Source organism: Congzhengia sp. (assembly GCF_037235575.1).
GTDB lineage: Bacteria > Bacillota > Clostridia > UBA1381 > UBA9506 > Congzhengia > Congzhengia minquanensis.
This window is the reverse complement of sequence record NZ_JAXUNN010000025.1, coordinates 24,426-41,134: the sequence shown is the minus strand read 5'-3', so window position 1 is coordinate 41,134 and position 16,709 is coordinate 24,426. Positions and strand designations below refer to the sequence as shown.

Sequence of the window (16,709 nt, the reverse complement as noted above, 5' to 3'; positions counted from 1 at the left end):
AGGTTGGAAACCTATGTTTGTGTGGGGTGCATTGCCTTGTGCGACGAGTGTTACATGAACATGGGAACCAGGGAGTTTTTAGAACGGATTGGCGGGAGCCTGAAGGTGAAGGAGTGAGTTTTTATGGCCAGTCCTCAGAAAGAAAACGGGTTTACACCCATTTCAAACGAAATTTTAGAGGCTGTGGCGGGGGCTTCTTTAAACGGCACCCAGCTTCGGATTTTGCTTCTTTTGTGGCGGAACAGTTATGGATATCACAGCAAAGAGTGTGCGCTGCCGCTTTCCTATCTTGCAAAAATGCTTCGGGGGAATAAGTCTACCATTTCCCGCCAGATGCGAAGGCTGGAGGAGCTGGGGCTTGTTTCGGCGGTTTTGCCAGGGCCGGACGGCGGCGGGCGGGCTCCGAAACGCTACCGCTTTAACAAAAACTATGACAGTTGGAAAAGCGGCGCGGGGCCTGTTCATTGGAATACCCAGGGTGAGCCTCCCGGCCCACAGGGTGTTGGCCCGCGGGCAAACGGCGGGTGCGCCTGGGGGCGTACCTATAAAGATAGAAAGATAACAAAATATAATGAAGGCACAAAAGGAAACAAAGCTGTTTTTCGCAGCCGGTATGACTATGACGACATTGAACGGAAGACGTTTTTAAGTGTGACAAAACGGCTTCGGGAAGGAGAAATGGAACTTGAAACGGATGAATAGGGATTGTTATTGGTGCGCGCCTTTTGGAACGGAATGTAAGGCGCTGGTGGAGCCGGTTTGCAAAAACGGCCCGTGCAGCTTTTATGAAACGGCGGCAGAATATGCAAAGCGGACGGCCAGGTTTCGCAGGCAGACGGAACAGCAAAACGGCGGCTGCCCCCGGGGGGCTTCGGGGGAGATTGGCAAGGGCAGCGGAAGACAGGCAAATTGACAGAGGGGGACGGGGAATATGACAGCAAAGGAGTGGCTTGGCCGCGCCTGGGAGATTGACAAAGAAATTCGTGCATTAAAACGGGAAGCGCTGGCGGCAAAGGATTTGGCGCTGAGCATTACGGCGCGGTTCGACGGGGAAAAGGTGCAGACGTCGAAAGAAAATTATGCGGAAAATGCTATGGTGCGCTATTTGGATTATTCAGACCGGATTGCACGGCGGACAGAGGAACTGTTTGCAGTAAAAATTGAAGCATATGAGATGATTTTGCAGGTGGACAGCCGGGAGCTGCGGACGCTTTTGTCTTTGCGGTATTTAAGCTATCTTACGTGGGAGCAGATTGCCGAAGAGATGGAGGTGGACGTGCGGCATGTTTATCGGCTGCATAAGGCCGCGCTGCTGGAGGCGGAACTGCTGATTTTTTAAGGGGAAACAGGCTTTGCTGGGAAGAGGAGCGGTAGCGAAACGGGTGGATATTCCGCGAACAGCGGAATGGAGCTTATTGGAGCGTTGCGAAAAACAGGGTTCCCGCAACGCTCCCGAAGGGGAAAAAGCGTTGTGGGAAAGAGAGGAGGAACCGGCGCAACTGCGGTGTTCTGCCCGGAAAGGATGGGGCCCCTGCAAAGCTCCCGGAGGGAAACAGGCTTTGCGGGGAAGAGGAACGGCAGCGAAACGGGCGGATATTCCGCGAACAGCGGAATGGAGCTTAGTGGAGCTTGCCGCGACGTTGTCATTGTTTGTCATGCCGGGCCTGTGATATGCTTTAAACTGTAATAAAAGATAGTGTGGCAGTTGAGAATTGCTGTCGGATGGGTTGGCGGGCATATGAAAAAAAGGGGGCGGAATTGTTTGGCCATTGACTGGGTGAAAATTAAAAATGAATATGTTACTACCAACATCGGCCAGCGGGAGCTTGCAAAGAAAAACGGGGTTTCGCCCAGGCAGGTTGCCTACCGCTCGAAGCGGGAGGGCTGGTTTGCGTTAAAGCAGCAGTCCCTTTTAAACAATTGCAGGCAGGCCGCGCATCAGCAGGTTCAGGAGGACGGCCGGACGGTTGAAATTCGGCTGCTGGCGGACAAGCTGTGTGAAAAAACCAATCTTGCCATTGACAATTTAAAGGATGGGGAAATTGACACACAGCGGCTGAGGCAGCTTGTGCAGTCGGTGAAGGATTTAAAAGAGCTGGTAAAGACTGACGGCACATCTTGCGACACAGGCCGCCTGGAAACGCTTGTGAAGGGGTTGTGTGAGCTTTGACGTTTACAAAAAAACAGCAGGAGCTGCTCAAAATTTTTAAAAGCGGAAAACTGAAGCGTTTGAACATTTTAAGCGGCTCGGTGCGGTCGGGGAAGACCTGGATCAGTCTTGTTTTATGGGCCTTTTGGGTTTTGGTAAGCCCGAAAGACCGGGTTTATCTGATGGCGGCCAAGACGCTGACATCGCTGAAGCGGAACTGTTTGGATTTGCTGGTTTCGCTGGTGGGGGAGGCAAATTTCACGTATAGTCTTTCACTGAAGCAGGGGAGGCTGTTTGGCAGGAAGATTGTGCTTGAAGGCGCCAGCGACTCCCGCGCTGAGGGCAAAATCCGCGGTTTGACGCTGGGCGGCGCCTATGTGGACGAGCTGACGCTGATTGCAGAGGATTTTTTTACCATGCTGCTTTCCCGGTTGTCTGAACCGGGGGCAAAGCTGTTTGCCACCACCAATCCGGACAACCCCCAGCATTATATTAAGAAGAAGTATTTGGACCGGGCCGGGGAGCTGGATTTGTTTTTAGAGGAGTTTTTGATTGACGACAACAGCTTTTTGCCGCCTGCGTATGTGGCGGGGCTGAAAAAGGAATTTACCGGCGTGTTTTATGAGCGGTTCATTTTGGGCCGCTGGGTGGCTGCGGAAGGTGCGATATATAAACTGTTTGCCGATAGCACCAATCGGTTTTTGCTCGCCGAGCCGCCGGAAATTGCCTTTGCCTCGGTTGGGGTGGATTTTGGCGGAAACAAGTCGGCCACGGCCTTTGTTTTAACCGGGTTTACGAAGGGTTTAAAAGAGGTTGTGGTGCTGGACGAGTTTTATTTGAAGGACAAAATCAGTCCCGCGGAATTAGAGGAGCATTTTGTTAACTTTATTCGGAAAAGCAAGGAGAGCTATCGGCTTTACGACGCCTGGTGCGACAACGCCGAAACCACGTTGATTCGCGGGCTGGAAAACGCCGCGGCGAAAGAAAGGTTGGCCTTAAACGTGCGCAACGCCATCAAAGGGCCGATTGTTGACCGGATTCGGCTTTTTAACAGTTTGATGTCTTACGGGCGGTTTTTCGTGCTGGAGCACTGCGTGCATGTGACAGACGCGCTGTGCTCCGCCGTGTGGGACGACAACAGCCTGGAGGACAGGCGTTTGGACGACGGGTCTTTCAATGTGGACAGCTTGGACGCTTTGGAGTATGCAACAGAAAACTATAGGAACGATTTAATTGACATGGGGTGAAGAAATGCGGGAATGTTTAAGAAAATTAGGATTTGAAACCGTTGATTTGGGCTTTGGAGAGCAGATTTCGGAATGGCTTCAGTGGTATAAGGGGAAGGTGGCGAAATTTCACAGCTACAGCCAGTATAACGGCAAGAAAAAGGTGCGCCGGGAGCGCGCTACCCTGGGAATGGCCAAAAAGGTTTGTGAGGACTGGGCCAATTTGCTTTTAAATGAAAAGGTGGAGTTTTCCACAGAAAACGAGGCGCTGACCCTTCGGGCAAAAGAGATTTTGGAGGAAAACAATTTCAGGGTGTGCGGCAACCAGCTTTTAGAGCTTTCCTTTGCTTTGGGCACCGGCGCGTTTGTGGAGTTTATTGACAACGGAACGATTGGCATTGACTATATTCGGGCCGATATGATTTATCCTTTGTCCTGGGACAACGGTGAGATTAACGAGTGCGCTTTCGGCAGCTTAAAGGTGATTGACGGAAAGACAAGTTTATATTTGCAGATTCATGTGCTGGAGGACGGCGCTTATGTGATTCACAACCGGTTGTTTGACGCGAAAAACCATCAGCCCCTGCCGCTTCCGAAACAGGTGGAGGCAGATTTTTACACCGGCTCGGAGGCGCCGTTGTTTCAGATTGTGACGCCGAACATTGTGAACAGCGTGAATTTGGACAATCCCATGGGAATTTCGGTGTTTGCCAACGCCGTTGACGTGTTAAAGGGCGTGGATTTGGTTTATGACAGCTATCAGAACGAGTTTCGTTTGGGCAAAAAGCGGATTGTGGTGCCGGTGGGCATGGCCCAGTTAAACAGCAGCGATACTGGTTTTGCCCCGGTGTTTGACGACAACGACACCGAGTTTTATGCCTTTACAGATAAGAATATTACCGATTTAAAAGAGATTAACATGGAAATTCGGGCCGCGGAGCACACCGAGGGGTTGAAGCAGAATTTAAATCTTTTGTCGGATTTGTGCGGTTTGGGGTCGGAGCGCTACACCTACGACCGGGGCGGTGTGAAAACCGCCACCGAGGTGATTTCAGAGGAGAGCGCCCTTTATCAGAACCTGAAAAAGCATGAAATTATTTTAAACCGCGCTATTTGCGATCTTGTGCGGGCGGTGCTGTTTTTAGACGGCAAGGATACGCGCGGTCTTACAGTGAAGGTGGATTTTGACGACAGCATTATTCACGACACGTCTACCGAGTTCGAACAGAACTTAAAGCTGGTTTCTGCCGGGCTGATGCAGCCCTTTGAATTTCGCATGTGGTGGTTTAACGAGTCGGAAGAGCAGGCAAGGGAGCGGGCGGCAAGGCCGCTTTGTGAGGCGCAGCCGCCAAAACAGTCTGCCGACAGCAGCGCGGCCAGTTTGGGTTCCGGCACGGCCGGTTTGAGTTCCGGCACAGCCGGGCTGCATGCAGACAAAGGCGAGTTAAAAACCGGAAAAGCCGGCTTGAAGACTGGCGGAAAAAACAAAACCAACCGTTAAAAAAATTTTTGTTACAAAAATTTTTAGATTTTATTTAGTTTTCCCTTGCAAAATGGGATATAAACTTTTGCTGTCTGTGGGGGCACCACGTTTAAAAACAGCGGCATGGAGGACATATGGAGTTTTTAAAAAATGTGTTGGGCGATTCGTTCGCCGACGTTTCTGAGAGGATTGGCAGGTATAACCGGGAGCACCCGGAAAACCAAGTGAAGCTGGCCGACCTTTCGGAGGGAAAGTATGTCAGCAAGGCAAAGTTTTGCGATTTGGAAGCCGAGGCAAAGCGGCTTAAGGAGCTGCTGTCTTCACAACATTCTGAGGACGACCCGGACGGGCCGGAGCAAAAGCTGGCAGAGCTGAAACAAAAGTATGACAAGGACACGGAGGCGCTGAAAACAGAGCTTAAGCAGGCAAAGTTTAACGGCGCGCTGGATTTGGCCCTGGAAAGAAGCGGCGCGAAAAACACAAAGGCAGTTCGTGCGCTGCTGGATTTAGACAGCTTGGAGCTGGATGAAAACGGCGGGCTTTCGGGACTTTCCCAGCAGCTGGAGTCTCTTCGTGCAGACAATGGTTTTTTGTTTGGCAGGGGGGCCGCTTCTACCGCCCTTGCCCAGGGCGCGGCGTTTCCCGTGACGGACGGCTTTGTTGCCTCCGCCCGGGAGGCGGCCGGGCTGACGAAAAAGTAACATTACAGTTAGAAAGGATGATGATGTATTATGGCAAATTCAATTACACTGGCACAAAAATTTCTGCCTGTTATTGACGAAACCTATAAGGCGGCGTCGGCAACAGCGTTGATGGACACCGCTTCTCAGGCTGATTTTACAGGGGCCAACGAAGTGAAGGTGCTGAAGGTTTCAACAACGGGGCTGGGGGATTACTCCAGAACAACAGGATATCCGAAAGGCGATGTGACTGCCGTTTGGGAGACGTTAAAGCTTACGGAGGAACGCGGCAAGGAGTTTTCCATTGACCGCATGGACGACGAGGAGACCTTAGGGCTTGCCTTTGGCGCTGTGACAGGACAGTTTATGCGCGACTGGGTGTGCCCGGAATTAGACGCCTATCGGTTTGCGAAATATGCGTCTACCGAAGACGTTTTGACAACCGACGCGGCGGTGCTTACCAAAGACACCATCGTGGCGGCGTTAGACGAGGCAGTTCGTGCAATGGACGAAAATGAAGTGCCGGAGGACGGCAGAATTTTGTTCATCAATTCGGAATTAAAGCCCAAAATTAACGAGGCGTTTTCCCGCACCTGGGGCAGCGACGCGGCGATTAATTCCCTGCTGTTCAACTATAACAACATGCCCATTGTGTATGTTCCGAAATCCAGGTTTTACACCGCGGTTACCTTAAACGACGGCACAACCGACTGGGGTTATGATAAGGCGACAAGTGCGAAGAGCATTAACTTTATGATTGTGCAGCCCTCCGCTGTTTTGCAGGCGAAAAAGTTCTGTATGCCGAAAATTTTCTCTCCTGACGAGAACCAGGCAATGGACATGTGGAAGTTCCAGTTCAGGCTCTACCACGACAGCTTTGTTTACGACAACAAAAAAGCCGGCGTTTATGTTCATAAGTCCACTACCTAAGGGGGCGGGGCGTTATGATTTCCATATCGTACAGCGATTATGAACAGCTTTACAACGTTTCCACGGAGGCCCTGATTCCCGAAGGGAAGTTTGCGGCCTGTCTCAGTAAAGCCGAGGCGTTTTTGTCCGCCCTGACCATGGGACGGCTGGGCGAGGCGAAGGACACGGAAAATCTTGCACGGTGCGCCTGTGAAATTGCGGAGCTGTTCTATTTAAAAAGCGCGCGGTTTGGCATTGCCTCGGAGAACAACGACGGCTACAGCGTTTCTTACAGCAATACGGCTGTGGAAAAAGCTGCCGCCGCCGTTGCCGCAGGATTTTTAGAGCAGACCGGGCTTTTATACAGGGGGATTTGACATAGATGGTTCCCGCTGAGCTATTGGCGGAAAGGAGTTTTTTATGCGTACAAACAAGAGCATTACGCTTTACCACTATGACGGGGAAAGCGAGCGTTTTTCCCGCGTGTATTTTCCGCGCGCCTCTGTGCACAAGGCGGTTCTGGCCGCGGTAAGCGAGGGCGGCCTGGTGATGGATTCTTTGGTGAAAATTAGAATTCCCATCGCCGGCAAAGCCGCCGGCACGGCCGGTTTGAACAGCGGCACGGCAGCTTCGGATAGCGCTACGGATATATTTTACAACGATGGTGCTGATTTGGTGGAGGTGGACGTGGGCGACTACGTGTTTATTGGGAAATCGGAATTCAGCAAGCCGGACAGGGCCTGCTGCCACAAAGTTTTGGGCTTTTCCCACAATTTGCGGGGGGCAAACCCCCATGTTAGAATCGAGGCGAAGTGAGATGGCCTTTTCCATTGTGCTTGACATAAATTCTGATTTTAAAGATGCTTCCACACTGCTGGCGGAGCGGGGATTAAGCGACGGCGGCCGCGCCCAGCAGGCGTTAGACCGCGCGGCGGTTGACTTTTGCATGCCCTATGTGCCGTTTAAAACCGGGGCGCTGATGCAAAGCGCGGCTTCTTCTGTGATTGGCAGCGGCGAGGTTTGCTATGGCGTGCCCTATGCGAGAAAACAGTATTATGAAGGAAAAGACAGCGGTATTCGCGGCAGAATGTGGTTTGAACGCATGAAGGCGGACAGGCTGGGGGATTTGCTCTCCATAACTGCCGCTGCCTGCGGAGGCGAGGTGACGAAAACATGATTTTAGATGTGTTAAAACAGTTTATTGAAGAAGAATGCCCGCTGGTTTCGGGGAAAAAAATTAAGGTGAATTATCTGGGCGAAAAGCCCCAGTCGTACACGGTGGACACCGTGCCGGCAAATCCTGTTGTGCGCAAATATCCCGACGGGGGCAGTCTTCGGCAATATCTTTTCGTGTTTGCCTCCCGGGAGTTTTACGACGCACAGGTGTGGAGCAATTTAGACGTGATGGCCTTTTATGAGGCTTTTTCCGACTGGATTGACGAAGTGAACCGCACGGGGACGCTTCCGGATTTGGGGGAGCATCTCAGCGCCCTGCGGTTTGAGGTGGTATCCGGCGGGTATTTGTTCAAGGCGGAGTCTGGCGACGCGCGGTATCAAATTCAATGTAAATTATTATATGAAAAAGAAGGAGTGTTTTTAAGATGAGCGAAGTAGTGAAAAGAAGTGACAAGGTGGCCTTTTACGGCGTAGCAAACGGTGAAACCGTTGCGTATCACAGAATGAAAGGATTTACGGATATTTCCATCAGCAGAAACCCGAAGGAGTATTCCAGGCAGTATGTGGACGAGGAGTTTGAGCGCACTGACGTTGTGGGGTATGCGACCTCCATGTCTTATGGCTTTGACCAGCACATTGGCGACGCGGTGCACGAAGACATTGCCGCCGTTCACGACAGCGAGCTTTTGGGTACAGATGCAGTTCGTTCCATTATCATTGTGGATTTCACAAAGAAGGGTTCCACTGACAAGACATTTGTTGCGAGAAAACGCGATTTTGCGGTGATTCCTGACGGCGAGGGCGACTCTATGGACGCCTATACCTATTCCGGCACGCTGAAAACAGCCGGCGACACGGTGGTTGGCACAGCTGCAACAGAAGACGACTGGGAAACCTGCACATTTACAGAAGACAGCGCAAGCGCATAACATTTTTTTACATCAGGGGAGGGCAGTTTTGCCCTCCTTTGTGTAAAATAAAAACAAAGAAGGAGCAATGAAAATGGCAAAATTTACATTTAACAGCAACTTGATTGAACTGGACATTGAGAACCATCCATTTAAAATTGACGCTATGGAGGTTCAGGCAAAGGCGCCGGCCATCCGGGAAAAGATGAATGAGATTGTGAAAAACGCCGGGGCTGAAACGTTAGACGGCAATATTATTGAAACTTCCTGCAAGACGGTTTGCGGCGCGATTGACGACATGCTGGGAAAGGGCGCCAGCGCAGCGGTTTTTGCCGGCCGCGAGGTGAACTTTTTCGACTGCATGGACCTTTACTTTTTTGTGCAGAGTCAGGTGAATGATTTTACCATGAAGAAGCTTGCGGAATATGAAGGCGTTGCACAGAAAACCGGCAAAAAAGGGAAGAAATGAGAAGCTTGTTCACAGATCCGCTGCCTTCGTGCGTTACGGTGGACGGCGCGGAGTTCCCCGTTCGCACGGACTTTAAAACATGGATTGCCTTTGACCATTTGATGACGGAAAGCGATTTGCCCTTGCCTCAGAAAATTGTTTCAGTGTTTACGCTTTGTTTCACCGAAAAACAGCTTCCGCCGGATTTGGAAAAGACACTTTCTGCGTTGTTTGATTTTTATTCGTGTTTTTCTTCAGCCCAAAAATCAGGCAACGGAAAAAAAGACGCCCCCGCCCAGCGGGTGCTCAGCTTTACCCAAGATGCGCCCTATATTTACGCGGCCGTGCTGGCCCAGTATGGCGTGGATTTAACCGCGCAAAACCCTCACTGGTTTTTATTCCGCGCCATGTTTGAGGGGCTTACGAAAGAGCACAAAATCAGCGAAATTATGGGGTATCGGGCCATGCGCCTTTCGGACGTTAAGGATCCAAAGCAGCGCGCCTTTTACCGGAAAATGAAACGCCTTTACAAGCTGCCGGATCTGCGTACGCCGGAGCAGATTGAACAGGATACCATTGAGAGTCTGGCAAAGATTATTTAATTGGTGTGACAAATGTTTCGCTTGTAGTTGTTTTTCCGCAAAAGTTATGGTAAAATATTTTTATCATAATTTAAGGAGGAATTATTTATGAAAAAAGTGATTGCGTTTTTGTTGGCGGCTGTCATGTGCCTGGGATTTGTTGGGTGCGAGCTTCCGGGTATGGGGCTTGCGCGGAAATTTGTTGGGAAGACGGTTGGCGTAAATGCAGAGATGGTGTTTAAAGAGCTATCGAAGTTTGGGAATTTGTCGCTTGAAATAAAATATAAAGATGTTGTTTCTGATTTTGGCGGAGAAGTTCCCATTTCAGAAAAACTGGTTTTTCGCATAATTAATGAGAAAAGGGAAAAATCAGGAGAGCACGCGTGTTATATTGAGATTTACCCCTCGGCAGATGACTTGGAAAAAGCAATCAGCGTTTTAAATAAAGACATGAAAGAACTGTATAAAGAAAGAACCTACATATTATACACGGCGGGCAGCACGCTTTTACGATTGGATGGAAGTCTTACAAAAGATGCGGCATCAAAATATGCCGAAGCGTTCCAAAGGGCAATTGGAAAAGAGGTTGTTTACCGTAACAGCGAGGAATTACCTGTTGAAAAATATTCGATTAGCCGAACGTTTATTCCGCCAAATGGCGTTGGAAGCAGAGAGATTTATGATAAACTAAAAAAGGACCTTGATGGTTTAGAATTTTTTTCATATTTAAGACTGCGTGATTATGATAATACTTCTTTTTTTGAGAAAGATGAAGCGGGAAAAACGGTGATTGTAAACATTTGTGTAGGAGCTACAATAGATGATGCAATGAAATCAAATGGTGCTGTAGATTTTAAAATTATTTCCGGAAACGTATATATGGATTTTTTAGGAGATATATCAGAAAAAAGACTCTCACAATATGTTAAAAAAATCGAAAAAATTACGGGACAGCCGATTGATACCGCAAAATCAAAATTAAAGAAATGATTGATACCGTCCGCGAGTTTTGCGGGCGGTTTTGTTAAATTGGAAAACAATTTTTCCTTGCTTTTATAGGATAATTATGGTAAAATATTTTTATCATTATTTTTTAGGAGGATTTATTTATGAAAAAAGTGATTGCGTTTGTATTGGCCGCGGTGATGTGTTTGGGGTTTGTTGGGTGCGGTGAAAAGGAAAATTCTGGAAAAACAAATGCCGATAAGGTGTTCGAAGCATTGTCGCAAGAGGGGGAGCTGGTTTTAGATACCAAGCACGACGACACGGTGTCTTACAACTCTGCCAAAGTGCCGAATGTAGAAATGATTGTTTTTCGTATGCCAAAGGAACAGCGGATGGCTAATTCCTATCAGGAGTGGGCATGTTACATTGAAGTATATCCGTCAAAAGAAGATTTGGAGAAGTCGGTTGGTCAATACGAAAATGATCTGTTTTGGCTATATTCTTCCGGGAATGTGCTTCTTCGGATTGACGGAAATGTTACCTCCGATGCAGCAGCAAAATATGCAGAGACTTTAAAATCGGTTACAAAGGAAGAGGTTAGCCTTAGGAATAGTAAAAATCCAACGCCGAAGGAATCGAAGCGGGAAAAGACCTTTGTGCCGCCCAACGGCTTTGGAGCAAATGAAGCTTATGAGGCTTTGAAAAAAGAGATCGGCAGCATTGAATTCGGAATGTATTCATACAGCTACAACCAGAAATCGGAACATATCATCTTTTGGGATACTGCAGATAAAGCCAATTCCACTTCAGGCACAATCTATGTAATGGATTCTGAGGAGGAGGCGGTGGACTTTGCAAAAACAATAAATACTGCAAATGATAAAGCTGGAATTCAAGAATCTATGCTTGTCTCTGGTAATATGATTATACAATTATCAAGTGAAGATAAAAATTTGTTTTCAGAATATAGTGACGCGCTCGAAAAAATAACAGGGAAGTCTCTTAATATTGAAAATTCAAGAATGCCAGATTAAATTAATATTTATAAACCGTCCGCGAAACTCGCGGACGGTTTTGTTTTATAAACATTTTATTAAATGAGGTGAATATATTGGCAGAGTATGACGGCAGCATAAAATTTGACACTAAAATAAACACAGACGAATTTAAAAAAGGAATTGCTGAGCTATCTAAAAGTACAGCAGAAGGAACTGAAAAGGCTAAACAGCCCATGATTAATACTGTGAGTGCTTTTGTAGACCTTTTAAAAAAAATGGCGGATACCTCAAACAATTCAACTGCAAAAGGATTGGCCAACGTTGCGGGTCTTGTCAAAGATATTTATAAAGACACAGACATATCTAAGTTAACCTCAGGGCTTGACAAGGCCGGGGAGGAATTTGACGGCATGTCGATATTGGCGGACACCGCCACAACTATGTTGAAAACGTTTGCAACTGTTGCTGTTCTTGCCGGCCCTGAATTGGCCACTCTTGCAACCTTAGTAGCAGGCGCCGGCGTTGGCTTTACGGAACTTAGCGTGCAGTTAAATGACAATATGACCACGCTTGACGATTTTTATGAAGCAGAAAAAAATAAAATACAGGCTCTTGGTGAGGAAAAAGAGGCTTGGAAGAACTTAAAATTAGTATCGGAAGAAAACACTGCCGTTGAAACAGCTAAAATTGACCGTGCGATTGCCTTGCAAGGGGAACTTGCCAAAATAGCAGATGAAACCGGTAAAGTTTCAAATGCCGACAAGGCAAGGGCAAGCTATATTTTAGGCGAGATGAACCAAGCTTTGGGAACAGAGTTCACCATGACGGGGAACGTCATTGATCAGTATGGAACTATGGCGCAAACCATCAGCAAAGTATCTGATGCCAGTAAGGCGCGTGCGGTTTTGGAGGCAAATCAGGCTGTTGCATTGGCGGCAAAAATGGGTCAGGAACAGAAAATAATTGAACTTGCAGAACAACGGGTTTTAATGGAAGATACACTTCAAGCTAAAGCTGCGCTTACAGCTGAAAAAGATATTCTTGAAAAAGACGGACAAGTTGGCAAAGCGATTGAATTAGGGACTGTTATAAGTGAATTAAATGACGTATACGAAGACCAACAGAAGACATATAACGAAACAGAAGCACAAGCAGACGCATATGGTGATACCTTAGAAAAGTATGGAGCCATTGAAGAGGCCATTGCCAATGGGTCGGCGGTAGACATCAATAAAGCAGTTTCGGAATTTCAGGAAACAATGAAATCCGGCGACAGCGTTATAACAAGTTCCTCTAAAGCCATTGATGATGCCGGTTTGCGGCTTAAAAATTGTAAAGAAGCATATAAAATTGCGAAAGACATGTTTTTGAAAAATAAGTTGAGTCCTGAGGAATTGGAAAAATATAGAACAGATTTAATCAATGCCGCCGACGGTTACGCCGAGATTGGCGGAACTGCTATGGCGGAACTGCTTTCTGGGTTCGAAACCAGCGATGAAGAGTTATATCAAACGCTGGCAACAATTGCCGGAACGTCTGTTGATACCTTCAAACAAACGCTCGGTCTCAATCCGGCAACCAACGCCTTTTCCAGCGAGGTGGGCGCGCCCATGGTGCAGGGAATCACGGTCGGAGCGCAGAGCGAGTCCGGAATTTTAAACGCGGCTATGAGAAAAATTGTAAGGGATGCAATCAATGCCGCGAAAGACGAAGGCGTTATTGAATCCCCTTCACACGTTATGCGTGACGAAGTGGGACTTATGTTTTCAAAGGGTCTTGCACTGGGCATTACCGACGGAAAAGACGAGGTTGTCTCTGCGGCTGAAGGCGTAGCAAATGCTGCCATTTCGGCCGCGTCCTCTATTTCGGCCGCCGACGTTTTAGCAAAGCTTAGCGACAGCTTTATTAATGGACTTAAGGAAAACGACAAGGGGAACACGGAAAAATATCAGGATAAGCTGGAGATTTTAGATTATAAGCAGGCTTTCGGGGGCCTTTCTACCGAAGATTATTATGCTGAAATGGAGCGATTGCGGGACCAGTATTTAACTGCCTATACCAAAGAGTGGTTTGACGCTACGGAAAAAATTTATGACCACCAAAAAGAAATGGCGGAGGAAGTCCGGGACAAAGCGTTAGACGAGCTGGACAAGCAGCACGACAAGGGACTTATGTCGGAGGCGCAGTATATTGCGGAGCTGACGGCTTTTCGCGACCGTTATTATGCCGAGGGCACAGAAGAATATGCCGAAATGACAGAGGACATTGCCAAGCTCTCACGGGAAAACGAGCTGGACATGCTGGATTTTCACTATGACATGGGGCTGTTAACCGAGCAGGATTATTATCAAAAGCTTTTAGAATACCGCGACAAGCACTTTGCCGTAGGCTCTGCCGAGTGGATGGAATATACCAAGAAAATTTGCAGTTACAACAAAAGCCAGATTCAGAAGGCCTATGACGAAATTGCGGAATATGCCGGCGAGAAGCTTTCCGATCTTCTTTCCAAGCAGGAGGCCCTTTACGGTAAGCTTGACGGCTATGGCAGCCTGATGAAAACCGTAACCGTGAAAAACTATTATGAAGACGGCAGCGACCTGCAGTTCAATGAGTTAAACGATATATCAAAAGACAACGACTTTTTAAGACAATATAACGAGAATATCACTGCGGCGGCCCAGCGGCTGAAGGCCTCGGGCTTAGACGAAGCCGCGGCTGCAAAGCTTTATGACGAGCTTTTGGGAATGTCGCCGGAGGAGGCTTCTGATTTCGCGGCGCTTTTAACAAAGGCCACCGACGAGGAATTTGAAAAATATCTCGCCGACTATAAAGAAAACATGGATTTGCTAGACGAGGTTTCGAAAAATCCCTTCCGCGAGGAGTGGAAGGAGGCAACGGAGGATATTGTTTCAGAACTGAAGGAAGCGGGCTTTGAGGTGCCGGAGGCGTTTTCGGATATTGGCGAAGACGCCGCCATGGAGTTCAGCCGCAGCTTTTTAGAGGAACTCCAAACCCAAATGGAAGACATAAAAACGCAGATCACCGGCTGGTCGTTTACGCTGGTTCCCCAGGTTGTGGGGGCTTCGGCTAACGGCGAAAGCCGTGTTTTTTCGCCGACCTATCACTTATATGGCAGCGGCGAAACAGACGTTCAAAGAATTCAGTCGGCAAAGGCAATTTCTGAGCAACACCGAATGGCAGGAGGGTATTGACATTGATGAACATTACATTTCAAAACGATTTTGGAAAAATTCTGATGACGGGCGGCGGCAAAGGCCCCGCCTGGAAAATTAAGGAGATTACGGGGCTGGGCATTCCCGAAAAAAGCTTTGCCTATAACACCTTTGCCGGTGTGGCTGGGCAGGAACTGTCTTCCGTTTCGGTTTTGGCGCGAACCATTACCATGAACGTGGATATCGACTGCCGCTCCCCGCAGATTTCCATGTCCCGCGCCGCCTGCATTTTAAACGCAGACGGCGTGCTGACCATTCATCACGGCACGAAACACAGGGCGATTTCCTGCAGATGCACGTCTTTCACCAAAACCGAAAAAAAGGCGGCCTTTTTTGAGGCAACGCTTCAGTTTGTGGCCGACAACCCCTATTTTCACGACTGTGAAGAGAAGCGGGTGGTAATATCCCGAAAGAACGACAAGCTGACGTTTCCGTTCCATCTTCCGGTGACGTTTTCTGAACGCGTAAACAGCACAGACCTTGTGGTTTCCGGAGAAGAGGCGTCGGAGCCTGTGATTTATATTTTCGGCGACGACCCGGAGAATACGGACTACGACGACAACTCCATCACCATAGTGAACAAAACGGCCAATGCGTTTTTAAAACTCAATTACAAAATTTCCTACGGGGAGCAAATTAAAATTGACATTCCAAACCGGGAAATTACATCCAACCTGCGGGAAAGAATGTTTCAGTATCTTTCAGACGACAGCTTTTTCAGCAGTTTTGTTCTCTTAAGCGGTGCAAACGAAATTGAGTGCAGAACAAATGTGCGCATTAACGCCTATATCCTGTTTCAAAACAACTATCTGGAGGCGATGTATTAATGGAAGATATTCGGTTTTACCGGTTCGACACCGGCAATTTTGAACTGCTTCACATTGAGCACAGCATAAAATCGTGCTACTGGACGCTCTATTTCAACGAAATCGGCACCTTTGAGGGCACGTTTCCCCTCTCAAACGGGCTGGTGAACATCCTGATGAATCATCAATATTTGTTCCTGACCCAGGGGAAAATGCTTCAGGCCATTATTACGGGAAAAACCGTGGACAGCGCCGTGAAAATTTACGGCAAAACGCCCAACTGGATTTTGTCCCGCAGAACCATTGGGCCTTTTAAAACCTCGGAATTAAAGTTTACGGACTATCCGTCGGTGGTGCAGTATGTTTTGCAAACCGGGTTTTCAGATATTTATGAAAGCGACTTTACGTTTCACGATTTACCCGCGCTGGGGCTTGAGGGCGAGGAGTTTTGGAGAGATACCAGAAACCCGGTGAGCGACGTGATTCGGGACCGTTTGGATAACGATTTGCTGGGGCACCGGGTGGTGCTGGACGTAACGGAAAACAAATGGAATTTTGAAATATATCAGGGGGAAAACAGGGTTGAAATCGTTTCAGAGGCCAACCGCAATTTAAAAAACGTAACCATAACAGACGACTGCCAGAATTTTTATACCGCAGGCTGGTATAAAAAGGAGCTTGTGGATAAGGGGGACTGGAACCCTTATGACAACAGCGTGCCTGCAAGCCGTCCGTCGTCTTACGGCTGGTATTACACGATTACTTATGAGGATGAGCAGTCTCCCAAAAAGTCATATCCAGCCGGTTCTTATCTGGTGTGTGCCGACAAGGAAACCGGAACGTGGAAGGTGTGCAATGACATGCCGGAGCTGTGGGAATATCTGCCCGGCGATGCTGAGGGTATTTGCAAATGGGACGCCGTGCTTTCCTCTGCCACAGAGTCGGAGGCAAAGACCGACTTAAAAAGTAAAATTTGGCGGCATGAGATTTCCGGCGAAAGCTCCCGCCTGAAATTGGGCACGGACTACGGTTTGGGAGACACCGTTCGCGTTCAGGTAGAAAAGGGCGGTTTTGCCGAAACCGTTTCCAAGCGCATAACCGGCGCGGAAATCTGGTGGGAAAACGGAAATATTGGTGAAAAGCTGATTTTTAAGGAGGAATGAATAA

At 48.2% G+C, this 16,709-nt stretch carries 21 protein-coding genes; all 21 read left to right on the top strand.

The genetic code is table 11. The features are described from left to right. The first annotated feature begins 123 nt into the window (after nt 1–123). The 21 genes from WIG73_RS04620 (at nt 124) to WIG73_RS04520 (ending at nt 16,705) form a co-directional block, all read left to right on the top strand. Entirely contained in the window at nt 124–702 is a 579-nt protein-coding gene (locus tag WIG73_RS04620; protein WP_337399477.1) for a replication protein, read from the top strand. Beyond that, complete coding sequence (locus WIG73_RS04615) at nt 686–913, top strand: hypothetical protein (RefSeq protein WP_337399476.1); 228 nt, start codon at nt 686–688, stop codon at nt 911–913. Before WIG73_RS04620 ends, WIG73_RS04615 begins: the two co-directional genes overlap by 17 nt. 18 nt (nt 914–931) lie before the next feature. Next, nucleotides 932–1,339, top strand: a complete 408-nt coding sequence (locus WIG73_RS04610; protein WP_337399475.1) for a DUF1492 domain-containing protein — start codon at nt 932–934, stop codon at nt 1,337–1,339. A 132-nt stretch (nt 1,340–1,471) separates the two neighbouring features. Continuing rightward, nucleotides 1,472–1,687, top strand: coding sequence for a hypothetical protein (locus WIG73_RS04605; RefSeq protein ID WP_337399473.1), 216 nt, complete (start codon nt 1,472–1,474; stop codon nt 1,685–1,687). A 75-nt stretch (nt 1,688–1,762) separates the two neighbouring features. Further along, the gene (locus tag WIG73_RS04600; protein WP_337399472.1) at nt 1,763–2,170 is read left to right on the top strand and encodes a hypothetical protein; all 408 of its coding nucleotides are present in this window, start codon (nt 1,763–1,765) and stop codon (nt 2,168–2,170) included. After that, nucleotides 2,167–3,396 (top strand): PBSX family phage terminase large subunit, encoded by a 1,230-nt coding sequence (locus tag WIG73_RS04595; protein WP_337399470.1) that lies wholly within the window; start codon nt 2,167–2,169, stop codon nt 3,394–3,396. The genes WIG73_RS04600 and WIG73_RS04595 overlap by 4 nt, the downstream gene beginning before the upstream one ends. 4 nt (nt 3,397–3,400) lie before the next feature. Continuing rightward, nucleotides 3,401–4,876 (top strand): phage portal protein, encoded by a 1,476-nt coding sequence (locus WIG73_RS04590; RefSeq protein ID WP_337399469.1) that lies wholly within the window; start codon nt 3,401–3,403, stop codon nt 4,874–4,876. Between the two features lie 116 nt (nt 4,877–4,992). Next, nucleotides 4,993–5,559, top strand: a complete 567-nt coding sequence (locus WIG73_RS04585) for a phage scaffolding protein (RefSeq protein WP_177677647.1) — start codon at nt 4,993–4,995, stop codon at nt 5,557–5,559. Between the two features lie 30 nt (nt 5,560–5,589). After that, the gene (locus tag WIG73_RS04580; RefSeq protein ID WP_177677645.1) at nt 5,590–6,468 is read left to right on the top strand and encodes a hypothetical protein; all 879 of its coding nucleotides are present in this window, start codon (nt 5,590–5,592) and stop codon (nt 6,466–6,468) included. A gap of 14 nt (nt 6,469–6,482) precedes the next feature. Next, entirely contained in the window at nt 6,483–6,824 is a 342-nt protein-coding gene (locus tag WIG73_RS04575) for a hypothetical protein (RefSeq protein ID WP_249311309.1), read from the top strand. Nucleotides 6,825–6,867: 43 nt separating this feature from the next. Further along, on the top strand, nt 6,868–7,263 hold the full coding sequence (locus WIG73_RS04570; RefSeq protein ID WP_337399468.1) for a hypothetical protein: 396 nt from the start codon (nt 6,868–6,870) through the stop codon (nt 7,261–7,263). Further along, nucleotides 7,241–7,624: a minor capsid protein gene (locus WIG73_RS04565; RefSeq protein WP_337399467.1), complete on the top strand. Its 384-nt coding sequence runs from the start codon at nt 7,241–7,243 to the stop codon at nt 7,622–7,624. Before WIG73_RS04570 ends, WIG73_RS04565 begins: the two co-directional genes overlap by 23 nt. Continuing rightward, complete coding sequence (locus WIG73_RS04560) at nt 7,621–8,052, top strand: hypothetical protein (protein WP_177677639.1); 432 nt, start codon at nt 7,621–7,623, stop codon at nt 8,050–8,052. Before WIG73_RS04565 ends, WIG73_RS04560 begins: the two co-directional genes overlap by 4 nt. Beyond that, nucleotides 8,049–8,552 carry a hypothetical protein gene (locus WIG73_RS04555; RefSeq protein ID WP_337399465.1) on the top strand — a complete coding sequence of 168 codons (504 nt, stop codon included), beginning with the start codon at nt 8,049–8,051 and terminating at the stop codon, nt 8,550–8,552. Before WIG73_RS04560 ends, WIG73_RS04555 begins: the two co-directional genes overlap by 4 nt. Nucleotides 8,553–8,625: 73 nt before the next feature. Then, entirely contained in the window at nt 8,626–9,000 is a 375-nt protein-coding gene (locus WIG73_RS04550; protein ID WP_249311306.1) for a DUF6673 family protein, read from the top strand. Continuing rightward, nucleotides 8,997–9,581 (top strand): bacteriophage Gp15 family protein, encoded by a 585-nt coding sequence (locus WIG73_RS04545; protein ID WP_337399464.1) that lies wholly within the window; start codon nt 8,997–8,999, stop codon nt 9,579–9,581. The genes WIG73_RS04550 and WIG73_RS04545 overlap by 4 nt, the downstream gene beginning before the upstream one ends. 87 nt (nt 9,582–9,668) lie before the next feature. Next, nucleotides 9,669–10,550: a hypothetical protein gene (locus WIG73_RS04540; protein WP_337399463.1), complete on the top strand. Its 882-nt coding sequence runs from the start codon at nt 9,669–9,671 to the stop codon at nt 10,548–10,550. Between the two features lie 119 nt (nt 10,551–10,669). Next, entirely contained in the window at nt 10,670–11,539 is an 870-nt protein-coding gene (locus tag WIG73_RS04535; protein ID WP_337399462.1) for a hypothetical protein, read from the top strand. A 77-nt stretch (nt 11,540–11,616) separates the two neighbouring features. Continuing rightward, nucleotides 11,617–14,715 (top strand): hypothetical protein, encoded by a 3,099-nt coding sequence (locus WIG73_RS04530; protein WP_337399461.1) that lies wholly within the window; start codon nt 11,617–11,619, stop codon nt 14,713–14,715. A 2-nt stretch (nt 14,716–14,717) separates the two neighbouring features. Next, entirely contained in the window at nt 14,718–15,563 is an 846-nt protein-coding gene (locus tag WIG73_RS04525; RefSeq protein WP_177677625.1) for a phage tail domain-containing protein, read from the top strand. Continuing rightward, nucleotides 15,563–16,705, top strand: coding sequence for a hypothetical protein (locus WIG73_RS04520; protein ID WP_337399459.1), 1,143 nt, complete (start codon nt 15,563–15,565; stop codon nt 16,703–16,705). Before WIG73_RS04525 ends, WIG73_RS04520 begins: the two co-directional genes overlap by 1 nt. Nucleotides 16,706–16,709: the final 4 nt, after the last annotated feature.

What these genes read in the sequence shown, in the direction of transcription:
- WIG73_RS04550 (WP_249311306.1), top strand. Translation starts at nt 8,626, where the DNA reads ATGGCAAAATTTACATTTAACAGCAACTTGATTGAACTGGACATTGAG.
- WIG73_RS04575 (WP_249311309.1), top strand. Translation starts at nt 6,483, where the DNA reads ATGATTTCCATATCGTACAGCGATTATGAACAGCTTTACAACGTTTCC.
- WIG73_RS04565 (WP_337399467.1), top strand. Translation starts at nt 7,241, where the DNA reads ATGTTAGAATCGAGGCGAAGTGAGATGGCCTTTTCCATTGTGCTTGAC.
- WIG73_RS04610 (WP_337399475.1), top strand. Translation starts at nt 932, where the DNA reads ATGACAGCAAAGGAGTGGCTTGGCCGCGCCTGGGAGATTGACAAAGAA.
- WIG73_RS04545 (WP_337399464.1), top strand. Translation starts at nt 8,997, where the DNA reads ATGAGAAGCTTGTTCACAGATCCGCTGCCTTCGTGCGTTACGGTGGAC.
- WIG73_RS04620 (WP_337399477.1), top strand. Translation starts at nt 124, where the DNA reads ATGGCCAGTCCTCAGAAAGAAAACGGGTTTACACCCATTTCAAACGAA.
- WIG73_RS04535 (WP_337399462.1), top strand. Translation starts at nt 10,670, where the DNA reads ATGAAAAAAGTGATTGCGTTTGTATTGGCCGCGGTGATGTGTTTGGGG.
- WIG73_RS04520 (WP_337399459.1), top strand. Translation starts at nt 15,563, where the DNA reads ATGGAAGATATTCGGTTTTACCGGTTCGACACCGGCAATTTTGAACTG.
- WIG73_RS04580 (WP_177677645.1), top strand. Translation starts at nt 5,590, where the DNA reads ATGGCAAATTCAATTACACTGGCACAAAAATTTCTGCCTGTTATTGAC.
- WIG73_RS04555 (WP_337399465.1), top strand. Translation starts at nt 8,049, where the DNA reads ATGAGCGAAGTAGTGAAAAGAAGTGACAAGGTGGCCTTTTACGGCGTA.
- WIG73_RS04540 (WP_337399463.1), top strand. Translation starts at nt 9,669, where the DNA reads ATGAAAAAAGTGATTGCGTTTTTGTTGGCGGCTGTCATGTGCCTGGGA.
- WIG73_RS04570 (WP_337399468.1), top strand. Translation starts at nt 6,868, where the DNA reads ATGCGTACAAACAAGAGCATTACGCTTTACCACTATGACGGGGAAAGC.
- WIG73_RS04590 (WP_337399469.1), top strand. Translation starts at nt 3,401, where the DNA reads ATGCGGGAATGTTTAAGAAAATTAGGATTTGAAACCGTTGATTTGGGC.
- WIG73_RS04560 (WP_177677639.1), top strand. Translation starts at nt 7,621, where the DNA reads ATGATTTTAGATGTGTTAAAACAGTTTATTGAAGAAGAATGCCCGCTG.
- WIG73_RS04585 (WP_177677647.1), top strand. Translation starts at nt 4,993, where the DNA reads ATGGAGTTTTTAAAAAATGTGTTGGGCGATTCGTTCGCCGACGTTTCT.